Origin of the sequence: Streptomyces sp. NBC_01445 (genome assembly GCF_035918235.1) — a bacterium.
In the GTDB taxonomy this organism is placed as follows: Bacteria; Actinomycetota; Actinomycetes; order Streptomycetales; family Streptomycetaceae; genus Streptomyces.
Window position 1 is genome coordinate 7,604,140 of sequence record NZ_CP109485.1, and the last position, 20,648, is coordinate 7,624,787.

General features: G+C 72.3%; 24 protein-coding genes. 15 read left to right on the forward strand and 9 right to left on the reverse strand.

Annotation, left to right across the window (positions count from 1 at the left end; translation table 11 throughout):
* Positions 1-307 precede the first annotated feature (307 nt).
* Together OG574_RS34585 and OG574_RS34590 are read left to right on the forward strand one after the other, a co-directional pair.
* Positions 308-532 (forward strand): helix-turn-helix domain-containing protein, encoded by a 225-nt coding sequence (locus tag OG574_RS34585; protein WP_189492003.1) that lies wholly within the window; start codon positions 308-310, stop codon positions 530-532.
* 129 nt (positions 533-661) lie between these two features.
* Positions 662-1,474 (forward strand): enoyl-CoA hydratase/isomerase family protein, encoded by an 813-nt coding sequence (locus OG574_RS34590; RefSeq protein ID WP_326776407.1) that lies wholly within the window; start codon positions 662-664, stop codon positions 1,472-1,474.
* Positions 1,475-1,507: 33 nt separating this feature from the next.
* On the opposite strand, the gene OG574_RS34595 is transcribed toward OG574_RS34590, so the two are convergent.
* Positions 1,508-2,242 carry a nucleopolyhedrovirus P10 family protein gene (locus OG574_RS34595; RefSeq protein ID WP_326776408.1) on the reverse strand — a complete coding sequence of 245 codons (735 nt, stop codon included), beginning with the start codon at positions 2,240-2,242 and terminating at the stop codon, positions 1,508-1,510.
* Positions 2,243-2,359: 117 nt separating this feature from the next.
* Between OG574_RS34595 and OG574_RS34600 the strand changes: the two genes are divergently transcribed.
* The 5 genes from OG574_RS34600 to amaP are packed head-to-tail and all read left to right on the forward strand — an operon-like array spanning position 2,360 to position 4,637.
* Positions 2,360-2,821, forward strand: a complete 462-nt coding sequence (locus OG574_RS34600; protein ID WP_326776409.1) for an Asp23/Gls24 family envelope stress response protein — start codon at positions 2,360-2,362, stop codon at positions 2,819-2,821.
* A gap of 39 nt (positions 2,822-2,860) precedes the next feature.
* Positions 2,861-3,046, forward strand: a complete 186-nt coding sequence (locus OG574_RS34605; protein ID WP_100592493.1) for a hypothetical protein — start codon at positions 2,861-2,863, stop codon at positions 3,044-3,046.
* A gap of 3 nt (positions 3,047-3,049) precedes the next feature.
* Positions 3,050-3,394, forward strand: a complete 345-nt coding sequence (locus tag OG574_RS34610; RefSeq protein WP_326776410.1) for a hypothetical protein — start codon at positions 3,050-3,052, stop codon at positions 3,392-3,394.
* Positions 3,391-4,053, forward strand: a complete 663-nt coding sequence (locus tag OG574_RS34615) for a DUF6286 domain-containing protein (protein WP_326776411.1) — start codon at positions 3,391-3,393, stop codon at positions 4,051-4,053. The genes OG574_RS34610 and OG574_RS34615 overlap by 4 nt, the downstream gene beginning before the upstream one ends.
* Positions 4,050-4,637 carry an alkaline shock response membrane anchor protein AmaP gene (amaP, locus tag OG574_RS34620; protein ID WP_326776412.1) on the forward strand — a complete coding sequence of 196 codons (588 nt, stop codon included), beginning with the start codon at positions 4,050-4,052 and terminating at the stop codon, positions 4,635-4,637. Before OG574_RS34615 ends, amaP begins: the two co-directional genes overlap by 4 nt.
* A gap of 52 nt (positions 4,638-4,689) precedes the next feature.
* On the opposite strand, the gene OG574_RS34625 is transcribed toward amaP, so the two are convergent.
* The 6 genes from OG574_RS34625 to OG574_RS34650 form a co-directional block, all read right to left on the reverse strand.
* Positions 4,690-5,445, reverse strand: coding sequence for an SDR family oxidoreductase (locus OG574_RS34625; protein WP_326776413.1), 756 nt, complete (start codon positions 5,443-5,445; stop codon positions 4,690-4,692).
* 5 nt (positions 5,446-5,450) lie between these two features.
* On the reverse strand, positions 5,451-7,235 hold the full coding sequence (locus tag OG574_RS34630) for a glycoside hydrolase family 15 protein (protein WP_326776414.1): 1,785 nt from the start codon (positions 7,233-7,235) through the stop codon (positions 5,451-5,453).
* 88 nt (positions 7,236-7,323) lie between these two features.
* Positions 7,324-8,118, reverse strand: a complete 795-nt coding sequence (locus OG574_RS34635; RefSeq protein WP_326776415.1) for an SURF1 family cytochrome oxidase biogenesis protein — start codon at positions 8,116-8,118, stop codon at positions 7,324-7,326.
* A gap of 55 nt (positions 8,119-8,173) precedes the next feature.
* Positions 8,174-8,407 carry a hypothetical protein gene (locus tag OG574_RS34640; protein WP_100592621.1) on the reverse strand — a complete coding sequence of 78 codons (234 nt, stop codon included), beginning with the start codon at positions 8,405-8,407 and terminating at the stop codon, positions 8,174-8,176.
* A 63-nt stretch (positions 8,408-8,470) separates the two neighbouring features.
* A complete protein-coding gene (locus OG574_RS34645; protein ID WP_326776416.1) occupies positions 8,471-9,466 on the reverse strand; it encodes a DEDDh family exonuclease in 996 nt (331 codons plus the stop codon).
* A gap of 61 nt (positions 9,467-9,527) precedes the next feature.
* Complete coding sequence (locus OG574_RS34650; protein WP_326776417.1) at positions 9,528-10,157, reverse strand: TetR/AcrR family transcriptional regulator; 630 nt, start codon at positions 10,155-10,157, stop codon at positions 9,528-9,530.
* Positions 10,158-10,240: 83 nt separating this feature from the next.
* Here OG574_RS34650 and OG574_RS34655 point away from each other — a divergent pair, with 83 nt between their 5' ends.
* The 8 genes from OG574_RS34655 to OG574_RS34690 all read left to right on the forward strand — a co-directional run bounded on the left by OG574_RS34655 (position 10,241) and on the right by OG574_RS34690 (position 18,034).
* On the forward strand, positions 10,241-11,038 hold the full coding sequence (locus OG574_RS34655; RefSeq protein ID WP_326776418.1) for an acetoacetate decarboxylase family protein: 798 nt from the start codon (positions 10,241-10,243) through the stop codon (positions 11,036-11,038).
* Positions 11,038-11,922, forward strand: coding sequence for an SDR family NAD(P)-dependent oxidoreductase (locus OG574_RS34660; protein WP_326776419.1), 885 nt, complete (start codon positions 11,038-11,040; stop codon positions 11,920-11,922). The genes OG574_RS34655 and OG574_RS34660 overlap by 1 nt, the downstream gene beginning before the upstream one ends.
* A 10-nt stretch (positions 11,923-11,932) precedes the next feature.
* Complete coding sequence (locus tag OG574_RS34665; protein ID WP_326776420.1) at positions 11,933-13,216, forward strand: amidohydrolase family protein; 1,284 nt, start codon at positions 11,933-11,935, stop codon at positions 13,214-13,216.
* On the forward strand, positions 13,213-14,439 hold the full coding sequence (locus OG574_RS34670) for an amidohydrolase family protein (protein WP_100592505.1): 1,227 nt from the start codon (positions 13,213-13,215) through the stop codon (positions 14,437-14,439). The genes OG574_RS34665 and OG574_RS34670 overlap by 4 nt, the downstream gene beginning before the upstream one ends.
* Before the next feature lie 21 nt (positions 14,440-14,460).
* On the forward strand, positions 14,461-15,183 hold the full coding sequence (locus OG574_RS34675; RefSeq protein ID WP_326776421.1) for a VIT1/CCC1 transporter family protein: 723 nt from the start codon (positions 14,461-14,463) through the stop codon (positions 15,181-15,183).
* A gap of 124 nt (positions 15,184-15,307) precedes the next feature.
* Positions 15,308-16,210, forward strand: coding sequence for a sterol desaturase family protein (locus OG574_RS34680; protein ID WP_326776422.1), 903 nt, complete (start codon positions 15,308-15,310; stop codon positions 16,208-16,210).
* A gap of 29 nt (positions 16,211-16,239) precedes the next feature.
* On the forward strand, positions 16,240-16,932 hold the full coding sequence (locus OG574_RS34685; RefSeq protein ID WP_326776423.1) for a lysoplasmalogenase: 693 nt from the start codon (positions 16,240-16,242) through the stop codon (positions 16,930-16,932).
* A gap of 58 nt (positions 16,933-16,990) precedes the next feature.
* On the forward strand, positions 16,991-18,034 hold the full coding sequence (locus tag OG574_RS34690; RefSeq protein WP_326776424.1) for a zinc-dependent alcohol dehydrogenase family protein: 1,044 nt from the start codon (positions 16,991-16,993) through the stop codon (positions 18,032-18,034).
* An 18-nt stretch (positions 18,035-18,052) separates the two neighbouring features.
* On the opposite strand, the gene OG574_RS34695 is transcribed toward OG574_RS34690, so the two are convergent.
* Both OG574_RS34695 and OG574_RS34700 read right to left on the reverse strand, forming a co-directional pair.
* Positions 18,053-19,084 carry a CopD family protein gene (locus OG574_RS34695; protein ID WP_398374494.1) on the reverse strand — a complete coding sequence of 344 codons (1,032 nt, stop codon included), beginning with the start codon at positions 19,082-19,084 and terminating at the stop codon, positions 18,053-18,055.
* Positions 19,085-19,168: 84 nt separating this feature from the next.
* Complete coding sequence (locus tag OG574_RS34700) at positions 19,169-20,575, reverse strand: CoA transferase (protein ID WP_326776425.1); 1,407 nt, start codon at positions 20,573-20,575, stop codon at positions 19,169-19,171.
* Between the last annotated feature and the right edge of the window lie 73 nt (positions 20,576-20,648).

Here is a 20,648-nt window from a genome sequence, read left to right on the forward strand (position 1 = left end):
CATTCGGCCGATCCGTGATCCATCATCTGAGTGAGATCTCCTCGTACCGCGGTGTGTCCTACACGCATTTTGTCGCCGCACCCCCGCCGGGGTCCTTGTGCCGCCTGGCAAGGCGCTGACCTGGCCCTTCGCGGGGAACCCCGTTTCCGGCCCCGCCCGGGTGCGCCCGGAACCTTCCGTTCCACTCGTGTCGGCCGCTTCCCGACCGCACAAGCTCGTCGTACGGACCTTGCCGAATGGGTGGCCAGGAAGCCCGGGAGGGGTGATCATGAGAAGTCCAGAGCGCACTTCCCATGAGGAGGCACGGGTGGCCGAGACTCTGAAGAAGGGCAGCCGGGTAACCGGCGCCGCGCGCGACAAGCTCGCGGCAGACCTGAAGAAGAAGTACGACTCCGGTGCGAGCATCCGAGCGCTGGCCGAGGAAACCGGCCGCTCGTATGGGTTCGTGCACCGGATGCTCAGTGAGTCGGGAGTCACGCTGCGAGGTCGCGGCGGGGCTACACGCGGCAAGAAGGCGACCGCGGCCGGCTGACCCGGGCAGTGCACAGGCTTCGATGGTGACCACCCGGTCGGTCCGCCGACCGGCCGGTTGGTTACTGTGCAGTAGTTTCGAGGGCGTCGAAACGTCCTCGACCGACTGCGCACACCATCGGAGGCACACATGGCTTCGCCCGACAGCGGATCCGGCTCGCTCGCGCCGGTACTCGACAAGGACGGGGTCCGCCTCACCGTCGACGGCTCCATCGCCACGGTGACGCTGACCAACCCGGACAAGCGCAACGCCCAAAGTCCCGCTCTGTGGCGGGCGTTGGCCGACGCCGGGAAGTCCCTGCCGGGCAGCGTGCGCGTCGTCGTACTGCGCGCGGAGGGACTCTCGTTCTCCGCGGGCCTCGACCGTCAGGCGTTCACGCCCGAGGGTTTCGACGGCGAGCCGTCCTTCATCGACCTGGCGCGCGGCTCCGACGACGTGCTCGACGACACCATCGCCGAGTACCAGGAGGCGTTCACCTGGTGGCGGCGCAGCGACCTCATCACGGTCGCCGCGGTGCAGGGACACGCGATCGGTGCCGGCTTCCAGCTCGCCCTCGCCTGCGATCTGCGGATCGCGGCCGAGGACGTGCAGTTCTCCATGCGCGAAACCAGCCTCGGTCTGGTGCCCGACCTCACCGGCACGCACCCCCTCGTCTCCCTCGTGGGATACGCGCGCGCCCTGGAGATCTGCGTCACCGGCCGCTACGTCCACGCCGACGAGGCCGGCCGCATCGGCCTGGCCAACCTCGTCGTGCCCGCCGACCAGCTCGACGCCGCCGCGCACGACCTCGCCGGCGCACTCGTCGCCGCGCCCCGCGACGCCGTCATCGAGACCAAGGCCCTGCTCCAGGGCGTCTCCGGACGCTCGTACGAGGAGCAGCGCACCGCCGAGCGCGCCGCACAGGGACGCCGGCTCCGGGACCTCGCGGGCCTCGGCGACTGACGCGACCCACGCATGCCCCGGGCCGGACGGCCCTCAGCTCACGGCGGTCACCAGAACGGCCACTGACGGATCATCCGCCAGGGCCTCGGTGACCGCCGTCCGCACGTCCCGCGCCACATCGAGCACCCGCCGCCCGCCCGACACGGCCAGTTCGATCCGCACATGGCGGCGCGGCAGCGTGGCCGCACCCTCGGGACGCTCCCCGATGTGCACCGCGCGCCCCAGGCCGCCCAGCGAACCGGTCAGCCGCGCCACCCCCGGCACGGAGAGCGCGGCCTGTCCGGCCCGTTCCTCGTCACTGTCGGCCTTCGCCTGCCCGCCGTCCGCGATATCTGGCTCTGAATGTCCTGGGGCGGCCTCGGCTTCCGGGCCGTCGTCGAGCAGCGCCGTCACCCGCAGGTCCACCTCCGCCACCGCGAGCCCGAGCCCGTCGGACGCCGCGCCGCTCAGAGCCGCCCGCAGCCGGGACGCGGCCGTGGGCAGCGGTTCGTCCGGCGCCGCCGCACACTCCGCGACAATCCTCAGCGGCCCCGGCGGCAGGGCACTCGGCGGCGCGGGCACCGCGGACTCGTAAGAACCGTCGGGGTCGGCGAGCTCGACGCGCAGGCTTCCCAGCCGCACCCCGTGCACCGATTGGACTGCCTGGCGCAACGCCGACCGCGCCGCCGACTCGGCCAGCCAGCACCCGTCTCGCGGCCCTCCGAGCGGTACCAGCCTGCCGAGTCCGAGCTGGTGCCGTACTGCCTGCGTCCATCGGTCAGCGCTCATTGCCCCAGCCTGCCGTATCCCTGGCGCGCGACCGGGCAACCGCACTTAGTGTGGGCGAAAGAGCAGTGACTCCCAGAGAACGGCCTGAGAGAACCTCTTCGAAAGGGACGACCCGCGATGAGCGACACCGTAGAGAAGCCGGGCGAAGCGACCGGGGGCAGGACCAGTGTGACCAAGCGGGGCGGGGGATCCGCCGGGGCGCGAGGGCGCACCACCATCGCCGACGGTGTGGTGGAGAAGATCGCCGGCCTCGCGGCGCGGGACGTCATGGGCGTGCACGCGATGGGCAGCGGCCTGTCCCGCACCTTCGGAGCCGTACGCGACCGGGTGCCCGGCGGCACCAAATCCGTGTCGCGCGGGGTGAAGGCCGAGGTCGGCGAGGTACAGACGGCGCTCGACCTGGAAATCGTCGTGGAGTACGGGGTGTCGATCGCCGACGTCGCCCGCGACGTGCGCGAGAACGTGGTCGCGGCCGTCGAGCGCATGACCGGCCTCGAGGTCGTCGAGGTCAACATCGCGGTGAGCGATGTGAAGCTGCCCGACGAAGAGGACGAGGAGCCGGAGTCCCGGCTTCAGTAACCATCCGCTCGCGAGCTTGCCCTTGAGGAGGAGCGCTCGATGAACCTGGCCGTGATCGGCATGATCGCCGGAATGGCTCTCGGATTCGCCGGATACTTCGGCGGCTTCGGGGCCTTCCTGCTGGTGGCGGCGCTCGGCGCCGTCGGCTTCGTCGCCGGCCGGTTCCTCGAGGGGGACCTGGAACCCGGCGACTTCTTCCGCACGCGCGGCGACCGGCGGCGGTGACCGGTGGCGACGCAGGTCGCGCCCGCCGAGCGCGGCGCGACCCGGATCGCCGACCGGGTCGTCGCGAAGATCGCCGCACAGGCGGCGCGTGAGGCGCTCCCCGCCGTTCCCACGGGCGGCAGCGCCCCGCACGCCACCGTCTCCGTGCGCCACGACATCGCCCATGTGCGCATCAGTCTCGAGCTGGACTACCCCGGCGACATCGGGACGCAGTGCGGTGCCGTGCGTCGCCAAGTCGCTGAGCGGGTAAAGGCGTTGGCGGGGATGGAGGTGCCCGAGGTGGCCGTCCAGGTGGAGCGGCTGCACTCGGAGCACGATCGCGGCGCGGCACAGCGGAGGATCCGATGAGCGAGCCCACACAGCCCCTGCCCGTCGTCGAACGCGGGCAGGGCGAGCTCGACCAGTTCGGCCAGTCGGGGTCTGCGGCCACGTACAAGGCGCTGCCCACGCCGGAGGGCGGGCACGGCAACGGCCGCTTCTGGTCGCCGCGCCGTATCCCCGCCGCACTGGTCGCGGTCGTCCTCCTCGGTGCCGCCGGGATTCTGCTGTACGACATCGCCGCCGTGCGCGCCGGTCACTCCGCGATGCACTGGCGGCGCGCCCTCGCCCGTGAGCTCGCCGAGCGGCCCCTGGACAACGTGTGGGTGCTGGTCGGCGCCGGGGTGGCCGTCGCGCTCGGGCTGTGGCTGATCGTGCTCGCCGCGACGCCCGGCCTTCGCGCCGTCCTGCCGATGCGCCGCACCCACACCGACGTACGCGCCGGACTGCACCGCGACGCGGCCGCCATGGTCCTGCGCGACCGGGCCATGGAGGTGGCGGGTGTGCAGTCCGTACGCGTCCGGATGAAGCGCTCCAAGGTCGAGGTGCGGGCCCTCTCGCACTTCCGTCAACTCGACGACGTGCGCGCCGACTTGGACACCGTGATCGGCGAGGCCGTCAAGGGTCTCGGTCTCACCTCCACGCCCGGCCTCTCCGTGCACGTGGCGCGGCCCGGAAAGAAGGGATGAGCCCCGTGCTCAGGACCGTGAACCGGGTCGTCGTCGGCCTCGCCGGACTGATCCTCGTCGTGATCGGAGGGTCCGTACTCGCCGTCGGACTCGGCGCGCCCCCGCCGTCCTGGTGGATCTACGACGGCCGGCACGACGTGCTGCTGAGCAAGGCGGACCGCTACCGGTGGCGCGACGACGGCTGGTGGTGGCCGGTCGTCATCGCCGCGCTCGCCGTCTGCGTGCTGCTCGCCCTGTGGTGGCTGGTCGCCCAGCTGCGCCGGCGCCGGCTCACCGAGGTCCTCGTCGACACCGGGGACGGCGAGGGTGCGCTGCTGCGCGGCCGCGCGCTCGAAGGGGTCCTCGCCAGTGAGGCGGAGTCGCTCGACGGCGTGGAGCGCGCCGGGGTCGTGCTGACCGGGCGGCGCTCTTCACCCCAGGTACGCATGGGCCTGCTCCTCGAACCGCACGCGGAGCCGGGAGCGGCGCTCCAGCAGATCAGCGAGGAGGCCCTGGGGCACGCGCGGGACTCCGCCGGGCTCGCCGCCCTGCCGGCCGAGGTGCGGCTCCGCGCGGTGAAGCACCGCGCGGAGCGCGTGAGCTGACCCCGTGACTCAGAGCCCGTGACTCAGACCCCGTGACTCAGAGCCCGACTGCTCAGAAGCCGTGTCGGGAGCCGCCATCCACCGGGAGCATCACGCCCGTGAGGTACGACGCGGCGGGCGAGAGGAAGAACGCGGCGGCGCGGCCGAACTCCTCCGGCCGGCCGTAACGGCGCAGCGGGATGCGCGCCTCGTTGGCGGCGCGGGTCGCCTCCGGGTCGGCGGACAGGCCGTCGAGCTCGCGGACCCGGTCCGTGTCGATGCGTGCCGGGAGCAGCCCGACGACGCGGATGCCGCGCGGACCCAGCTCGTCCGCGAGGGACTTCGCGAAGCCGGCGAGCCCGGGCCGCAGACCGTTGGAGATGGTCAGGCCGGGGATCGGCTCGTGTACGGAGCCGGAGAGCACGAAGCCGATGACACCGCCCTCACCGAGCTCGGCCGCGGCCGAGCGGGCGAGCCGCACGGCGCCGAGGAAGACCGACTCGAAAGCCGACTCCCACTGCTCGTCGGTGTTGTCCGCCAGGAAGCCGGGGGCCGGCCCGCCGACGCTGATCAGTACGCCGTCGAAGCCGCCGAAGTTCTCGCGCGCGGCCTCGATCAGGCGCCGCGCGACGTCGGGGTCGGCGTTGTCGGCGGCGACGCCCACGGCGTTCTCGCCGAGCGCTTCGGCGGCCTCGGCCACCCGCTTCTCGTCCCGCCCGGTGATGATCACCTTCGCGCCGTCGGCGACGAGCTCACGCGCGGCGGCGTTGCCCAGGCCACGGGTGGCTCCGGTGACGACGTAGACACGGTCCTTCAGTCCAAGATCCATGGGTCCTATCCTGCCTCGCCGGTCCCGAACAGCGTGAGGGCGGTCCCCACCAGGCCGATATGGCTGAACGCCTGCGGGAAGTTCCCGAGCTGGCGCCCCGACAGGGGGTCGTACTCCTCGGCGAGCAGCCCCAGGTCGTTGCCGACCCCGCAGAGCTTGTCGAACAGCTCGCGGGCCTCCTGCGTACGGCCCGTCAGATGCAGCGCGTCGGCGAGCCAGAACGAGCAGACGAGGAACGTGCCCTCGCGGCCGGGGAGGCCGTCGAGGCCGCTCGCCTCGGCGCTGTAGCGGCGCACGAAGCCGTCGTGGGAGAGCTCGTCGCGGACCGCCTTGACGGTGCCGACGACGCGCGGGTCGTCGGGCGGCAGGAAGCCGACGCGGGGAATGAGCAGCAGCGAGGCGTCGAGCGAGGTCGAGCCGTAGTACTGGGTGAACGTGTTGCGTTCCGGGTCGTATCCGCGCGCCAGCACGTCACGGTGGATGTCGTCGCGCAGCCGCCTTATGGCGTCGAGATCGCCCAAAAGACCGGGCTCGTCCTCCAGGGCGCTGACGATACGGTCGGCGGCCACCCATGCCATCACCTTGGAGTGCACGAAGTGCCGGCGCGGGCCGCGGACCTCCCAGATTCCCTGGTCGGGCTGGCGCCACGCGGTGCTCAGAAACCCCACGAGGGCCAGCTGCAGCCGCCATGCGTGCGGTTCGGACGGCATGCCCGCTTTCCGCGCCAGGGCGAGCGAGTCGATCACTTCCCCGTACACGTCGAGCTGGAGCTGGTGCGCGGCGTCGTTGCCCGAGCGTACGGGGACGGAGTGGCTGTATCCGGCCAGCCACGGGAGTTCGATCTCGGGCAGCCGGCGCTCGCCCGAGAGTCCGTACATGATCTGCAGGTCCGCGGGATCGCCCGCGACCGCGCGCAGCAGCCAGTCACGCCACGCCTCGGCCTCGTCCAGATAGCCCGCCGACACGAGCGCGCCCAGCGTGAGCGTCGAGTCGCGCAGCCAGCAGTAGCGGTAGTCCCAGTTGCGCACGCCACCGAGCTCCTCCGGCAGCGATGTCGTCGGCGCGGCGACGACCCCGCCGGTCGGCTCGAACGTGAGCGCCTTCAGGGTGAGCAGGGAGCGCAGGACCGCGTCCTTGTGCGGGCCCTCGTAGCGGCACTGCGCCGACCACTCCTCCCACTCCTCCTGGGAGCGGCGCAGGGACTCGAACGGGTCGATGAGGCCCGGGCGCGGCTCGTGCGACGGGTGCCAGGTCAGCACGAACGCGACGGACTCACCCTCCTCGACGGTGAACTCGGAGTGCGTGGTGAGGTCCTTGCCCCAAGTGTGCACGGGGGGTTCGCTGCGCAGCCACATCGAGTCGGGCCCCGCGACGGCCACGCGGTGGCCGTCGGACCTGCGCACCCACGGCACGATCGACCCGTAGTCGAAGCGCAGACGCAGCGTGCTGCGCATCGTGACGCGGCCTCTGAGTCCCTCGACGAGGCGTACGAGGTCGGGGGCCTTGTCGCGCTGCGGCATCAGGTCGGTGACCCGGACACTGCCCTCGTCGGTGTCCCATTCCGAGTCGAGGATCAGGGTGCCGGGGCGGTAGGAGCGGCGCCTGCAGTCGCCCCCGTCCTTCGGGCCGAGCTGCCAGTGGCCGTTGTCCTCCTTGCCCACGAGCGCCGCGAAACACGCCGCCGAGTCGAAGCGCGGGAGGCAGAGCCAGTCGACGGAGCCGGCACGGGAGATGAGGGCGGCCGTCTGCTGGTCGCCGATGAGCGCGTAGTCCTCAAGGGGTCGGTGCACGTGAGCCGGGTTCCCGGCGGACGGGGCCGCCAATCCCACCGGGGGCCGGGCGGGTGAGGGCGAATGCGCGTGCGGTGGTGGCCCGGGCCTACACGGTGGCGGGCTCGGGGCCCGCCGGGGTCTCTTCCGCCGTCGCCGCCTCGGCGCGGTCGCGGCGCTCGCGCCGGACAAGGACGACGAAGCCGACGGGCACGGCCGCGGCGAACAGCCACCACTGGACCGCGTACGCCATGTGTGGCCCGATGTCGCTGTGGTTGGGCGTCGGAATCAGCTGGGGGGTGTTGTGCTTCGGCTGGGGCGACGTCTGCTCGATGAAGCCGCCGAGGACCTGCTTGCCGAGCGCCTTGGCCTGCTGGCCGCTGCTGATCAGCATGATCTGACGGTCCGGCAGGCCCTTGATGTCCTTGATGCCGCTCGCGGCGGTCGTCTCGTCGGCCATGAGGCGGCCGGTGACGGTGATCTCGCCGCGCGCGGGCGCCGGGATCTTCGGGAACGCGGTCTGCGCGCCGTCGGCCGGGATCCAGCCGCGGTTGACCAGGAGCACCTTGCCGTCGTCGAGGACGAACGGGGTCAGGACATGGAAGCCGACCTCGTCGTCGGTGTTCGTACGGCGCCGCACGACGACCTCGTGCGCGGTGTCGAACGTCCCCTTCGCGGAGACCCTGCGGTGGATCTCGGCCTTGGGAACGGGCTTCCCGGGGGAGGTGAGCTGCTCGGCGGGCAGCGGCTTCGCGGCGAGCGCGGCACCGATCTGGTCGTTCTGCGCGACGCGGTGCTCGTGACGGTGCAGCTGCCAGAAGCCCAGCTCGATCATCGTGGGGATGAGGAGAAGGGTGATGAGGGTGAGGATCACCCACTGCCGGGACAACAGGAAGCGGTACACCCCACGACCGTACAACTCGGTCGTGGGGCGACATCACGGGGGTGTGCCCGGTGGGTCAGACCTTGTCGACGATCCCCACCTTCCCCTCCGCGCGGGAGCAGTGCGCCCCGCAGTACCAGTGCCCGTCGACCTCTACTCCCTGCCCGACGATGCGGCACCGGCAGTGCTCGCAGATCGGTGCCATGCGGTGGATGGCGCAGGAGAAACAGTCGAAGACGTGCACCGCGCCCTGCGCGTGCACCTCGAAGGACATTCCGTAGTCGTTTCCGCAGACCTCACAACGTGCCATGCGCCACAGGGTGGGCGTCGCGGTCGCGCGGGGCGAGCGGTGGGCGGGCGAGTCGCCGCGCAATCACCCGTCTGACGCCGGGGCCACGTCCCGCAGGAGCTGACCGAAAGCCGCCTCGTCGATGACCGGTGTCCCGTACTGCTTCGCCTTGACGGCCTTCGACGTGTAGGAGTCGGGGTCGTTCGTGACGAGGACGCTGGTGAGCCGGGACAGGCTGGTCGCGATATGCAGTCCGGCCTCGACGGCGCGGTCCTCCAGGAGTTCGCGGTCCACCGAGGTGTCTCCGGAGAACGCCACCCGCATGCCCTGCTTGAGCTGTTTGCCCGGTTCGTACCGTCCGGGGTTCGGGTACGGGCACGGCTGCCGCTTGCGCGAGGGGCGCCACGTCCCGCCGCCCCCGTACGAGGACGACGACGGGGCCGAGCCCTGGCGGCCGATCCGTGCCGCGCCGTCCGTCCACTCCGTGAGCGGCCTGCACTCGAGCAGGGGCAGACGCACCCCGCCGCTCGCGGCGGCCCGCAGGCTCGGCCGGAACGCCTCGGCGAGCACGCGCGCGTCGTCGAGGGCGTGGTGCGCGTTGCGCTGGACGACGCCGAAGTGTGCGGCGAGGGACTCCAGCTTGTGGTTGGGCAGGGGGAGTCCGAGCTCCTTGGACAGCGCGATGGTGCACAGGCGCTGGCGGACGGGGGCGGTGCTCTCCGCGCGGGCGTACTCGCGGGCGATCATCGACCAGTCGAAGACCGCGTTGTGCGCGACGAGGACGCGGCCGTCGAGCCGGGTCGCGAACTCCTCGGCGATGTCCTTGAAGAGGGGTGCGCCTTCGAGCGCGTCGTTCGTCAGGCCGTGGATCCAGACGGGTCCCGGGTCGCGCTCGGGGTTGACCAGCGTGTACCAGTGGTCCTCGACTTCGCCCCGCGCGTCGAGCCGGTAGACGGCTGCGGAGATTATCCGGTCGTCCCGGGAAAGGCCGGTGGTCTCCACGTCGACGACCGCGTATCCCTGCGGATACGTGGCCGGCCACGGAGCGGCGGACGCGGCGGTCGTCTGGTCTTCGAGCATGGTCCATGAGGATACGGGCCACGACTGACACCTCCGTCGCCCGGCCCCGCGGCTGCGTCCGTTATGTCCGCAACAGGCCTGACACCAGAGCTCTGACGGAGACGTCGAACACCTTCTCCGGGTCGGCCGGAAGGCTGAGCGCGCGGGCCAGAGTGGCGTCGCCCTCCGCCGTCCGTGCGCCCCACAGCTCCTCCTCGCCGGGCCGCTGCACGGGCGCGCGCTCGCGTTGACGCTCCACCAGGACATGGCCGACGACGTGGAACTGCACCGCCCGTACGACCCCGGCGGCGCGGGTCCCGCGCAGGCCCGCGGCGTGCACCTCGCGCACGAGGACCTGTTGTGCGGGCAGGAACATCCGTTCGGTCAGGCCGCGTTCGTGGACCATCGCGACGAGGTAGGGATGGTCGCGCAGCTGCCGGCGCAGGGCGCGGGCGACGGAGACGACACGCGCCTGCGGTGTGGCGCCGCGGGGGCGGATCTCGCCGAGGTCGGCGACGGTGCGCTCGACGAGGGCTTCGAGCAGCGACTCGCGGTTGCCGACGTGCCAGTAGATGGAGGTGACGGCGGTACCGAGCTCGGCGGCGAGCTTGCGCATCGTCAGGGACTGCGGGCCCTGCTGTTTCACCAGCTTCGAGGCGGCGGCGAGGACCTGTTCCCGGTCGAGATGTGTGCGCGTGTCTTTACCCTTCACGGAAGCTGTTGTAACTGTGTTACAGAGCATCCGCAAGTGCACGCCCGTCCACGCAAGTCCGCGCCGACGAAGGGTGGTACGACATGGCACGCATTCGATACGGAGCACGCACGGAGGCGGAGATCTCCGCCGCGCGCACCGCGAGCTCGAAGCTCCCCGACATCTGGTCCACGGGGGTGGTGGCCGTCTGGGAGAGCGACCCGGACGCGGTCGCCGCGGTACTTCCGCCCCCGCTCAAGCCCACCGAACGCCCGCTGGTGCGGGCCAACATCAGCAAGGTCGACCTGCCCGGCTACCCCCTGGGCGCCGGCTCCGTCGCCGTCGCCGCCGAGCACGGCGGCGTCGAGGGCTGGTATCCGCTCGTCATGCCGATGACGCACGAGCGCGCCCTGGTCGGCGGCCGTGAGGTCTTCGGCGAGCCCAAGAAGCTCGGCGAGGTGAGCGTCGAGCGCGACGGCCTCGTGGTGCGCGCGGTGCTCGCCCGGCACGGCATCGCCTTCGTGGAGGTGCGCGGCGCGGTGAGTGGCGCGCTGCCGCTGCCCGAGCCGGCGCTGAAGACGGATTTCTACTTCAAGTTCCTTCCCGCGGTGGATGGTTCGGGCTTCGACGTGGAGCCGGTGCTCGTGCACTGCCAGCGCAACGAGAAGGTCCGCAAGCTGGAGCGGATCATCGGGGACGTGGTCCTGCGGGAGTCGATGTACGACCCGGTCGCCGACCTGCCGGTGCGTGCCCTCGTCGAGCTCACCATCGGCGAGAAGACCACCGACCAGAAGGGCCGGGTCGTCGAACGCGTCAGCGCGCAGGCCCTGCTGCCGTACATCCACCAGCGCTACGACGACCCGCAGCAGATCCTCGACGGGCCACCCGAGGGGAGCGTCTGATGCGGCTGGAGCCGGGACAGGTCGCCGTCGTCACGGGCGCCGCGAGCGGCATCGGCCTTGCCATGGCACGGCGGTTCGCGGCCGACGGCCTGAAGGTCGTGCTCGCGGACGTCGAGGAGTCCGCCCTGGAGAAGGCCGCCGCCGGCCTGCGTGAGGACGGCGCCACCGTGCACGCGCGCGTGGTCGACGTCGGGGACCGCGGCCAGGTCTTCGCCCTCGCGGACGCGGCGTACGAGAGGTTCGGCGCCGTCCATGTCCTGTGCAACAACGCGGGCGTCGGCTCGGGCGCCGAGGGCCGCATGTGGGAGCACGAACCGAACGACTGGAAGTGGGCCTTCGCGGTCAACGTGTGGGGCGTCTTCCACGGCATCCAGGCCTTCGTGCCGCGCATGATCGAGGGAGGCGCGCCCGGCCACGTCGTCAACACGTCCTCCGGCGACGGCGGCATCGCCCCGCTGCCCACCGCCTCCGTGTACGCGGTCACCAAGGCGGCCGTCGTGACGATGACCGAGTCCCTGTACGCGCACCTGAAGGCGGAGCACGCGCGCGTGGGCGCCTCCGTGCTCTTCCCCGGACCCCACATGCTGCGCACCGGGCTGTGGGAGTCGCACCGCAACCGGCCCGAGCGGTACGCCAAGGAGAGGCCGCGCAGGACCCCGTACCGCAGCCTCGGCCAGTGGGAGTCCGCGATGAAGGAAGCGGGCCAGGAGGTGGCGTTCACGCCGGTCGAGGAGGTCGCGGACTTCGTCGCCGAGGGCATCGCGGCCGGCCGCTTCTGGCTGCTGCCCGAGAGCGAGCACAGCGACCGGCAGATCAAGGCCAGGTCCGCCTCGATGCTGGAGCGCGCGAACCCGGCGTACCTGGAGAGCTTCATTCTGGACTGAAGGGCATGTGATGACCGACCAGGATCCCTACCTGATCATCTCCTCCGACTGCCACGCCGGGCTGCCCACCGAGGAGTACCGGCCCTATCTGGACAGCCGCTTCCACCGCGCCTTCGACGAGTTCCTCGGCGAGCGGGGCGCCCGCCAGGAGGAGGCGACGCGGCTCGGCATCCGCAACGACGCGTTCGCAGCCAAATGGTTCGCCGACAACTCAGAAGGTCTGCGCGGCGGTTGGGACTCCGCGCAGCGCCTCAAGGAGCTGGACGGCGACGGAGTGGCCGCCGAGGTCGTCTTCCCCGACGCGGACGCCGTGGACAGCCGGACGGCGGCGCCTTTCGGCGTCGGGCTCGGGCTCTCGGGTGACCAGGATCCCGAGCTCGGCATGGCGGGCGCCCAGGCGCACAACCGCTGGCTCGCCGACTTCGTGTCCGAACACCCCGAACGGCACTGCGGCGTCGCCCTGTTGCCCATCACCGGCGAGGTCGAGCGCGTCGTCGCGGAGGTCCACCGCGCCAAGGAGTCCGGGCTCGGCGCGCTGATGATTCCCTCCATGTGGGTCGACAAGGCGCCCTACCACGACCGGCGTTACGACCCCGTGTGGGCCGCGGCGGCGGAGTGTGCGATGCCTGTGGTCACGCACTCCGGGGCGGCGCCCCGCCACGAGTACGGCGACCACCTCGGGATCTACGTCTCCGAAGTGACGTGGTGGCCGGCGCGACCACTGTGGTTCATGCTCTGGTCGGGCGTCTTCGAGCGCCACCCGGGCCTGAAGTTCGGCGTCGCCGAGTCGGGCTGCTGGTGGCTGCCCAACCTGCTGTGGTTCATGGACCGCCTCTACCTGGGCGCGCACGGCGGCAAGAAGCTCTCGCCGTTCGCCGAGCTCAAGCGCTCCCCGCACGAGTACCTGGACCGCCAGGTGTTCATCTGCGCCACCAACACCAAGCGCCGCGAACTCGCCCAGCGCTACGAGATCGGCGTCGACAACATCCTCTGGGGCAGCGACTTCCCGCACCCCGAGGGCACCTGGCCCGACACGCGCACGTGGCTGAAGAAGACCTTCCACGACATCCCGGTGTCGGAGACCCGGCGCATGCTGGGCCTCGCCGCCGCCGAGGTCTTCGGCTTCGACACCGGGAAGCTGGCCCCGCTGGCCGCCCGCATCGGCCCGACCCCCGCCGAACTCGGCCAGGACACCGACCAGTCGGCCGTCGAGGCCTCCTGGGCGCGCTCGCGCGAGGTGGGCCGTCACTGGCTGACCGACCACGACTTCCCCACCCTGGGGGTGAACTCATGAGCGAGCGCTACACCGTGATCTCCGCGGACTGCCACGCGGGAGCCGATCTCCTCGACTACCGGCCCTACTTGGAGTCCCGCCACCACGACGCGTTCGACGCGTGGGCGGCGAGCTACGTCAATCCGTACGCCGACCTGCTCGCGGACACCGCCGACCGCAACTGGAACTCGGACCGGCGCATCGCCGAGCTCGAACAGGACGGGATCGTCGCGGAGGTCGTCTTCCCGAACACGATCCCGCCGTTCTTCCCGTCCGCGTCCCTGATGGCCCCGGCCCCGACCCGCGAGGAGTTCACGCGGCGCTGGGCGGGGCTGCGTGCCCACAACCGCTGGCTCGCCGACTTCTGCGCCGCCGCTCCGGGGCGCAGGGCGGGCGTCTTCCAGATCCTCCTCAACGACGTCGACGAGGCCGTCAAGGAGATCAGGTGGGCGGCTGCCGCCGGGCTCAAGGGCGGCCTGCTGCTGCCCGGCACACCGCCGGGCTCGGGCCTTCCCGAGCTGTACTCGGCAGCGTACGACCCGATCTGGGCCACCTGCGCCGAGCTCGGTGTGCCGGTCAACCACCACGCGGGCTCGGCGTCCCCGCCGCTCGGCGACGAACCGGCGGCGCGCGCCGTGTTCATGGTGGAGACGACGTGGTTCTCGCACCGGGCCCTGTGGCACCTGGTGTTCGGCGGCGCGTTCCGCCGCCACCCCGGCCTGAAGCTGGTCCTCACCGAGCAGGGCTCGGGCTGGATCCCCGGGGTCCTGGACATGCTGGACTACTACCACGGGCGACTCGTGGCGGCGGCGACGCGGGCGAACACGGCGGAGTCCAAGTTCGGTGCGGGGCTGGCCGATTCGATGGGCAAGGGGCCGTCCGAGGTGTGGCGTGAGAACTGCTACGTGGGGGCCAGCTTCATGCGCCCGCACGAGGTGCCCCTGCGCGACCGCATCGGCCTCGACAAGATCATGTGGGGCAGCGACTACCCGCACGACGAGGGCACGTACCCGTACACGCGCGAAGGGCTGCGGATCGCGTACGCGGGGCTGCCGCGCGACGAGATCGCCGCGATGGTCGGCGGCAACACGGCCCGTGTCTACGGCTTCGACCTCGGTCTGCTCGACCCGATCGCGGCCCGCGTCGGACCGACCGTCCAGGAACTGGGCGAACCCCTCGACGAGGCGCCGAAGGACGCGACAAGTCCGGTGTTCGCCCGGGGAGGGTCGGTCCGGATCTGGTGACCCAGGTGCGATGCTCGTCGGGTGACTGACGATGTGCAGGACGCACCGCACGAGGAGTCCCACGGCGGCGCGCTCGGAGCGCGGCTCAACTGGCTGCGCGCCGCCGTGCTCGGCGCCAACGACGGAGTGGTGTCCACCGCCGGGCTGGTCGTCGGCGTGGCCGGCGCCACCGAGGACCGCAGCACGCTCCTGACGGCGGGCCTCGCCGGGCTGCTCGCCGGCTCCATGTCGATGGCCGCGGGGGAGTACGTCTCCGTGTCCACGCAGCGCGACTCGGAGAAGGCGGCGCTCGCGCAGGAGAGGCGGGAGCTCCGCGAGTACCCGGAAGCCGAGCTCGTGGAGCTGACGGGGCTGCTCGAGGACCGAGGGCTCAGCCCCGAAGTGGCGCGGGAGGCCGCGGAGCAGCTCACCTCGCGTGACGCGCTGCGGGCGCACGCGCGCGTGGAGCTCGGCATCGACCCCGACGACCTCACCAACCCGTGGCACGCCGCCTGGGCGAGCTTCCTCGCCTTCACCGTGGGCGCGCTGCTCCCGCTGCTCGCGATCGTCCTGCCGCCCAGCGCATGGCGGCTGCCCGTCACCGTGGTCTCCGTGCTCGCGGCGCTCGCCCTCACCGGCTGGAGCAGCGCCCGGACGGGGTCGGCGGCGGTGCGGCCCGCGGTGTGGCGGAACATGGCGGGCGGGGCGCTCGCGATGGCCGTGACGTACGGGGCGGGGTCGCTGCTGGGGGCGGCCGGGGTCTGAGCGAACGCGCGGGAACCGGCGGAGATCAATGGGGGAAGGCACCAACAACGAGAGTCTTACCACCAGTAATACTTGTCGGTAACAACGTCTAGCCGTGGCCCGTCCGTGGCTCTACGGTGCAGGCATGTCGCCGAACCTGCCCGATGTCGTGCTCTGGTCGATCCCGGCCTTCGTGCTGCTCACCGTCGTCGAGATCGTGAGCGTGCGCATCCATCCCGATGACGACGCCGCAGGCTACGAGACCAAGGACGCCGCGACGAGCATCGGCATGGGACTCGGCAGCCTCGTCTTCGACTTCCTGTGGAAGATCCCGATCGTCGCGATCTACACGGCGGTCTACGAGCTGACGCCGCTGCGCGTGCCGATCCTGTGGTGGACGATCCCGCTGATGCTCCTCGCGCAGGACTTCTTCTACTACTGGTCGCACCGCGGACACCATGTCATCCGCATCCTGTGGGCCTGCCACGTCGTGCACCACTCCAGCCGCAAGTTCAACCTGTCGACCGCGCTGCGCCAGCCGTGGACGAGCCTGACGGTGTGGCCGTTCTACCTGCCGCTCATCGCGTGCGGCGTGCACCCGGCCGCGCTCGCGTTCTGCTCTTCGGTGAACCTCGTCTACCAGTTCTGGATCCACACCGAGCGCATCGACAAGCTGCCGCGCCCCTTCGAGTTCGTCCTCAACACGCCCTCCCACCACCGCGTCCACCACGCTTCCCAGGGCGGCTACCTGGACCGTAACTTCGGCGGCATCCTGATCGTCTGGGACCGCCTCTTCGGGTCGTTCGTGGCCGAGGTCGAGCGCCCGGTGTTCGGCCTGACCAAGAACATCAGCACGTACAACCCGCTGCGGGTCGCCACGCACGAGTACGCGGCCATCGCCAGGGACCTGAAGGCGGCCGGCAGCTGGCGCGAGCGGGGCGGCAGGGTGTTCGGCGGGCCGGGGTGGCAGCCGAAGGACGGGACCGTGCCGACCCTGGCCCCCACCGCGGGCCAGACCACGGAGAAGGCCACTGAGGGCGCCGCGTGACGCCGACTCCGGCCCCGGCGCCTGGGGAGGTGCCGGCACCCGCTCGTGACCGCGCGGCCCGCCTCCTGCTCGCTGCCTTCGCGGTGGCGACCGCCGTCGACCTGATCGCCCTGCTCGCCGGGACCGGCCTCCTACACACCGTCGCCAAACCGCTCCTCATGCCGCTGCTCGCCGCGTCCGTCGTCGTGCGCGGCGGCCCGCGGCTCCTGACCGCCGCGCTGCTGTTCGGGTGGGGCGGCGACCTGCTGCTGCTCTTCGACGCCGATGTCGCGTTCCTCGCGGGCATGGGGTCCTTCGCCGCCGGGCACGTCTGCTACCTCGTGCTCTTCAAGCGCGCGGGCACGCCACGCGCGCGTGGCGGGCTGCTCGCGGCCGCGTACGGCATCGCGCTCGTGACGACCGTGGCGCTCCTGTGGCCCGACCTGCCGGCCGACATGCGCGGGCCCGTCGCCGGTTACAGCCTGCTCCTGACCGCCATGGCGTACGGCTCCTCGCGCATGGGCCGCACGGCGGGGTGGGGCGGCGCGCTCTTCCTGCTGTCGGACACGCTCATCGCGACGGGCGTCGCCGACTGGCCGCAGCTCCCGCGGCCCGACTTCTGGGTGATGCTCACCTACGTGGCCGCCCAGTACCTGCTGGCGCGCGGCGTGCTCGGACACCCCCTCGATGCGCGGGCGACACCGGCGGCGGCGTACCGTGAAAGGCGTACGACCACCTCCTGAGGCGCCCCGCACGCGATCCGTCAGCGGCGCCTGTGACCAGCACGAAGGACCCCCAGTCATGCGCGCCACCACCATCCATGCCCCGTTCGACATGCGCGTGGAGGACGTGCCGGAACCCGTCGTCCAGCTCCCCACCGACGCCGTCGTCAGGGTCCTGCGGGCCTGCATCTGCGGCAGCGACCTGTGGGCGTACCGCGGCGAGGCGGCGCGCCAGCCCGGCCAGCGCATCGGACACGAGTTCCTCGGCGTCGTCGAGGACACCGGCTCCGAGGTGACCGGCGTCCGGCGCGGCGACCTGGTCGTAGCCCCCTTCATGTGGTCGGACGGTGTCTGCGACTACTGCACCGAGGGCCTCACCACCTCCTGCGAGCACGGCGGCTTCTGGGGCGCGGTCGGTTACGACGGCGGCCAGGGCGAAGCGGTCCGCGTCCCGTACGCCGACGGCACCCTCGTCCAGCTGCCCGCCGACGCCGCCTCCGACGACCACCTCCTGACCGCGCTGCTCACGCTCTCCGACGTCATGGGCACCGGCCACCACGCCGCGCTCGGCGCCGGTGCGCGCGCGGGCGCCACGGTCGCCGTCGTCGGTGACGGCGCCGTCGGCCTGTGCGCCGTCCTCGCGGCCAAGCGGCTCGGCGCCGAGCGGATCATCGCGCTCGGCCGCCACCAGGTCCGTACCGACATCGCGCGCCGCTTCGGCGCCACCGACGTCGTCGCCGAGCGCGGGGACGCGGCGATCGAGGCCGTCCGTGAGCTGACCCGCGGTCAGGGCGCCCACGCCGTGATCGAGGCCGTCGGCACCGAGCAGTCCATGAGCACGGCCGTGAACATCACCCGTGACGGCGGCGCCATCGGCTTCGTCGGCGTGCCGCACGGCAGCGGCACCGGTCTCGACCTCAGCGTCATGTTCGACCGGAACATCGCCCTGCGGGGCGGCGTCGCGCCCGTGCGCACGTACATCCCGCAGCTGCTGCCCGACATTCTCGACGGCAAGATCGACCCGTCGCCCGTCTTCGACCTGACCGTCGGCCTCGAAGGTGTCCCGGACGGCTACAAGGCGATGGACCAGCGCACCGCGCTCAAGGTGCTCGTCACCAACTGACGCCCCGCGCGCGGGGGTTCACGACCAGCGGATCGGGAGCGGCAGCGCGGTCAGGACGGCCGACACCGCGACCACCACGCCCAGGATTGCCACCTCCGCGCGCGCGGGCGCGTACGCGGCCCCCAGGCCGCCATCGCGCTGGCGGCCCCGCGCGACCAGGGCGAGCACGGAGACGACGGCCACGAGGATCACTTTCGCCAGCAGGGCGCGCCCGTAGGCCGTCGTCACCAGCTGATCGAGGACCGTGCTCACCGGCATCCGCCGCAGCGTGCTGCACACGCCCGTAGCGGTGATGGCGGCGAGCAGAACGGCCGCCACACGCACGTAGAGCCCCAGCAGCGCGGCCCCCGCCTCAGGAGCCGTCGTACGCCAGCGGCGCAGCGTCCGCAGGACGTGCAGCAGACCGCCCACCCACAGCGCGGCACACGTCAGATGGACCAGGGTCAGGGCCGAGCCCAGGTACGCCGTGTGCTCGGCCGGCGGGTGGGTGCGCAGCGCCTCGCCCACCACGACGGCGGCCAGTGGCGCGAGTGCGGTCGCCGGGCGGCGTGAGCGGGCGCACAGGGCCGCCACCACGAAGGCGTTGACCTCAAGGAGGGCGAGGGTGCCGTCCCTGGTCCCGTAGAGCCCGGCGATGTCCAGGTCGGAGAGCGCATGCGGCACGAGGTTGCCGTTCGCCACGATCGACGCGAGTCCCAGCGCGGCCAGGAACCCCGCCCAGGGCGCGTACGCCGACCAGCTGCGCGGTCCGTCCCCGGGCGGCGCCCCGGGCACCCGCCGGGTGAGCCGCGCCGCGAACACCTCGCCCAGCTGCACACAGAGGGCGGCGAACAGGAGCGTTCGAAGGAGCGCCACGCCGGTGACCCCGGGCGCCGCCGCCTCACCCGTGCCGTCGAGGACGGCGGAGGGCCCGAGCAGGGGGATCACCGCGGCGGCGGCCACGAGGACGAGCACGGCGACGGCCCGCCCGGTGGCGGGCCGTCGGGCGTGAGGGGCGGTGTCGTCCCCGCCGGGACCGGGTGCCTCGGTGGTCGGTCGTATGGAACTCACTTCGAGATCTTCACCAGCTGTGACAGATCCGGGCAAGGCCGGGAAAACAACTGGCGCAGTGGCATTCCGCCTGAGCGGCCGGCTTCAGCCATGGCGCCACTCGGGCGAGTCGGTACCCCAAAGCCCGGACGGGCGGGCCCAGTTGACGGGCCCTCCGGCGAAACCGGCCGGCGGCAGCGCGTGGCGCAGCCGCCCCGCGGGACTGTCGGTCTCCGTGAGCCAGCGCGCCGGGTCCTCGGCGTCGTACGTCTCCGTGGCCGCGGTGGCCCCGTGCTGGAGCTCCCGCGTCAGCCAGTGCGCGGTCCGGGCGAGCGCCAGCCGCAACGCGCGCGTGCCGCCCTCGTCCAGCTGCTCGGTGACGGCGCGCAGGACGGCCGCCGCGAGGAGATAGCCCGTGCCGTGGTCCAGTGCCTGCGCGGGCAGCGCCCCCGGCCGCCCCCCGGACCCCTCGACGGCCGCGATGCCCGTGGCCACCTGCACCACGCTGTCGAAGCCGCGCCGCTCGCCCCACGGCCCGTACGCGCCCCACGCGGACAGCTGCGCCACCACGAGCCCGGGCCTGCGGGAGGCCAGCGCCCCGGGAGCGAGGCCGAACCGGTCGAGCGCGCCGGGCCGGTAGCCGGTCACGACGACGTCCGCGCCCGCGAGGAGGTCGTCGAAGGCGCGCCGGTCCGCCGCACCCGTCAGATCGAGCCGCGTGGACCGCTTCCCGAATCCGGTGTCCGCGTGGGCCTCCGGATCCTCCGGCAGCTGCGGGGCGTCGACGCGCAGCACGTCCGCGCCGAACAGCGCGAGGGTGCGGGTGGCGACGGGACCGCCGGTGACCCGCGTCAGGTCGAGGACGCGCAGCCCGGACGCGGGCAGCAGCGGGTCTCCCGTGAGCGGGGACAGCGACCGCGGCGCCGCGTCGTCGAGCCGTTCCCGGTCGAGCAGCGGCCGTCCGGCGACCGCCTCCCCTTGCGGGTGCGCGGCCCACTCCTCCATGGTCCGCAGGGCGACGGCCAGGCCACCGGCGGCATACACGGTCTCCTCTATCTCGGCGGCCGACCGCTCCGCGAACAGCGCGGCGACCCGCTCCACGGACGCGTCGTCGCCGAGCCCGAGCGCGGCCAGCAGGCGCGCGCGGTGGTGCGGATAGTTGGCGTGGGTGCGCAGCCATCCGTCCGCCGTGCGCCAGAACCGGGACAGCGGCGCGAAGTTGACCGTCGCGCGCCCGTCGATCAGCAGATGCCGCTCGCTGACGAACGCGGTGGCCAGTGCCCCGTCGTCGAGAACCACGCGCGGCAGTGGCCGCCCGGCGCGCCGCGCGGCCAGCTCGGCCGCGGCCAGCGAGCACGCGCCCACGCACGCGCGCGCCAGGTCGATCACGGGCAGCCTCGCGGGCAGTGCCCCTTCGCGTACGACGGACGCGATGTTCGAGGTCAGGGCCGGGTCGCCGCCGAGAGCCGCCCAGGCCGTCCGCGTTCCCTCACCCACCGGTGCATGTGTCATGCAGGCACTATCGCGCACGGTCCGCGGAACGAAACAGGTGGGCCGGACGCAGCCGCCCGGCCCACCTGAACTG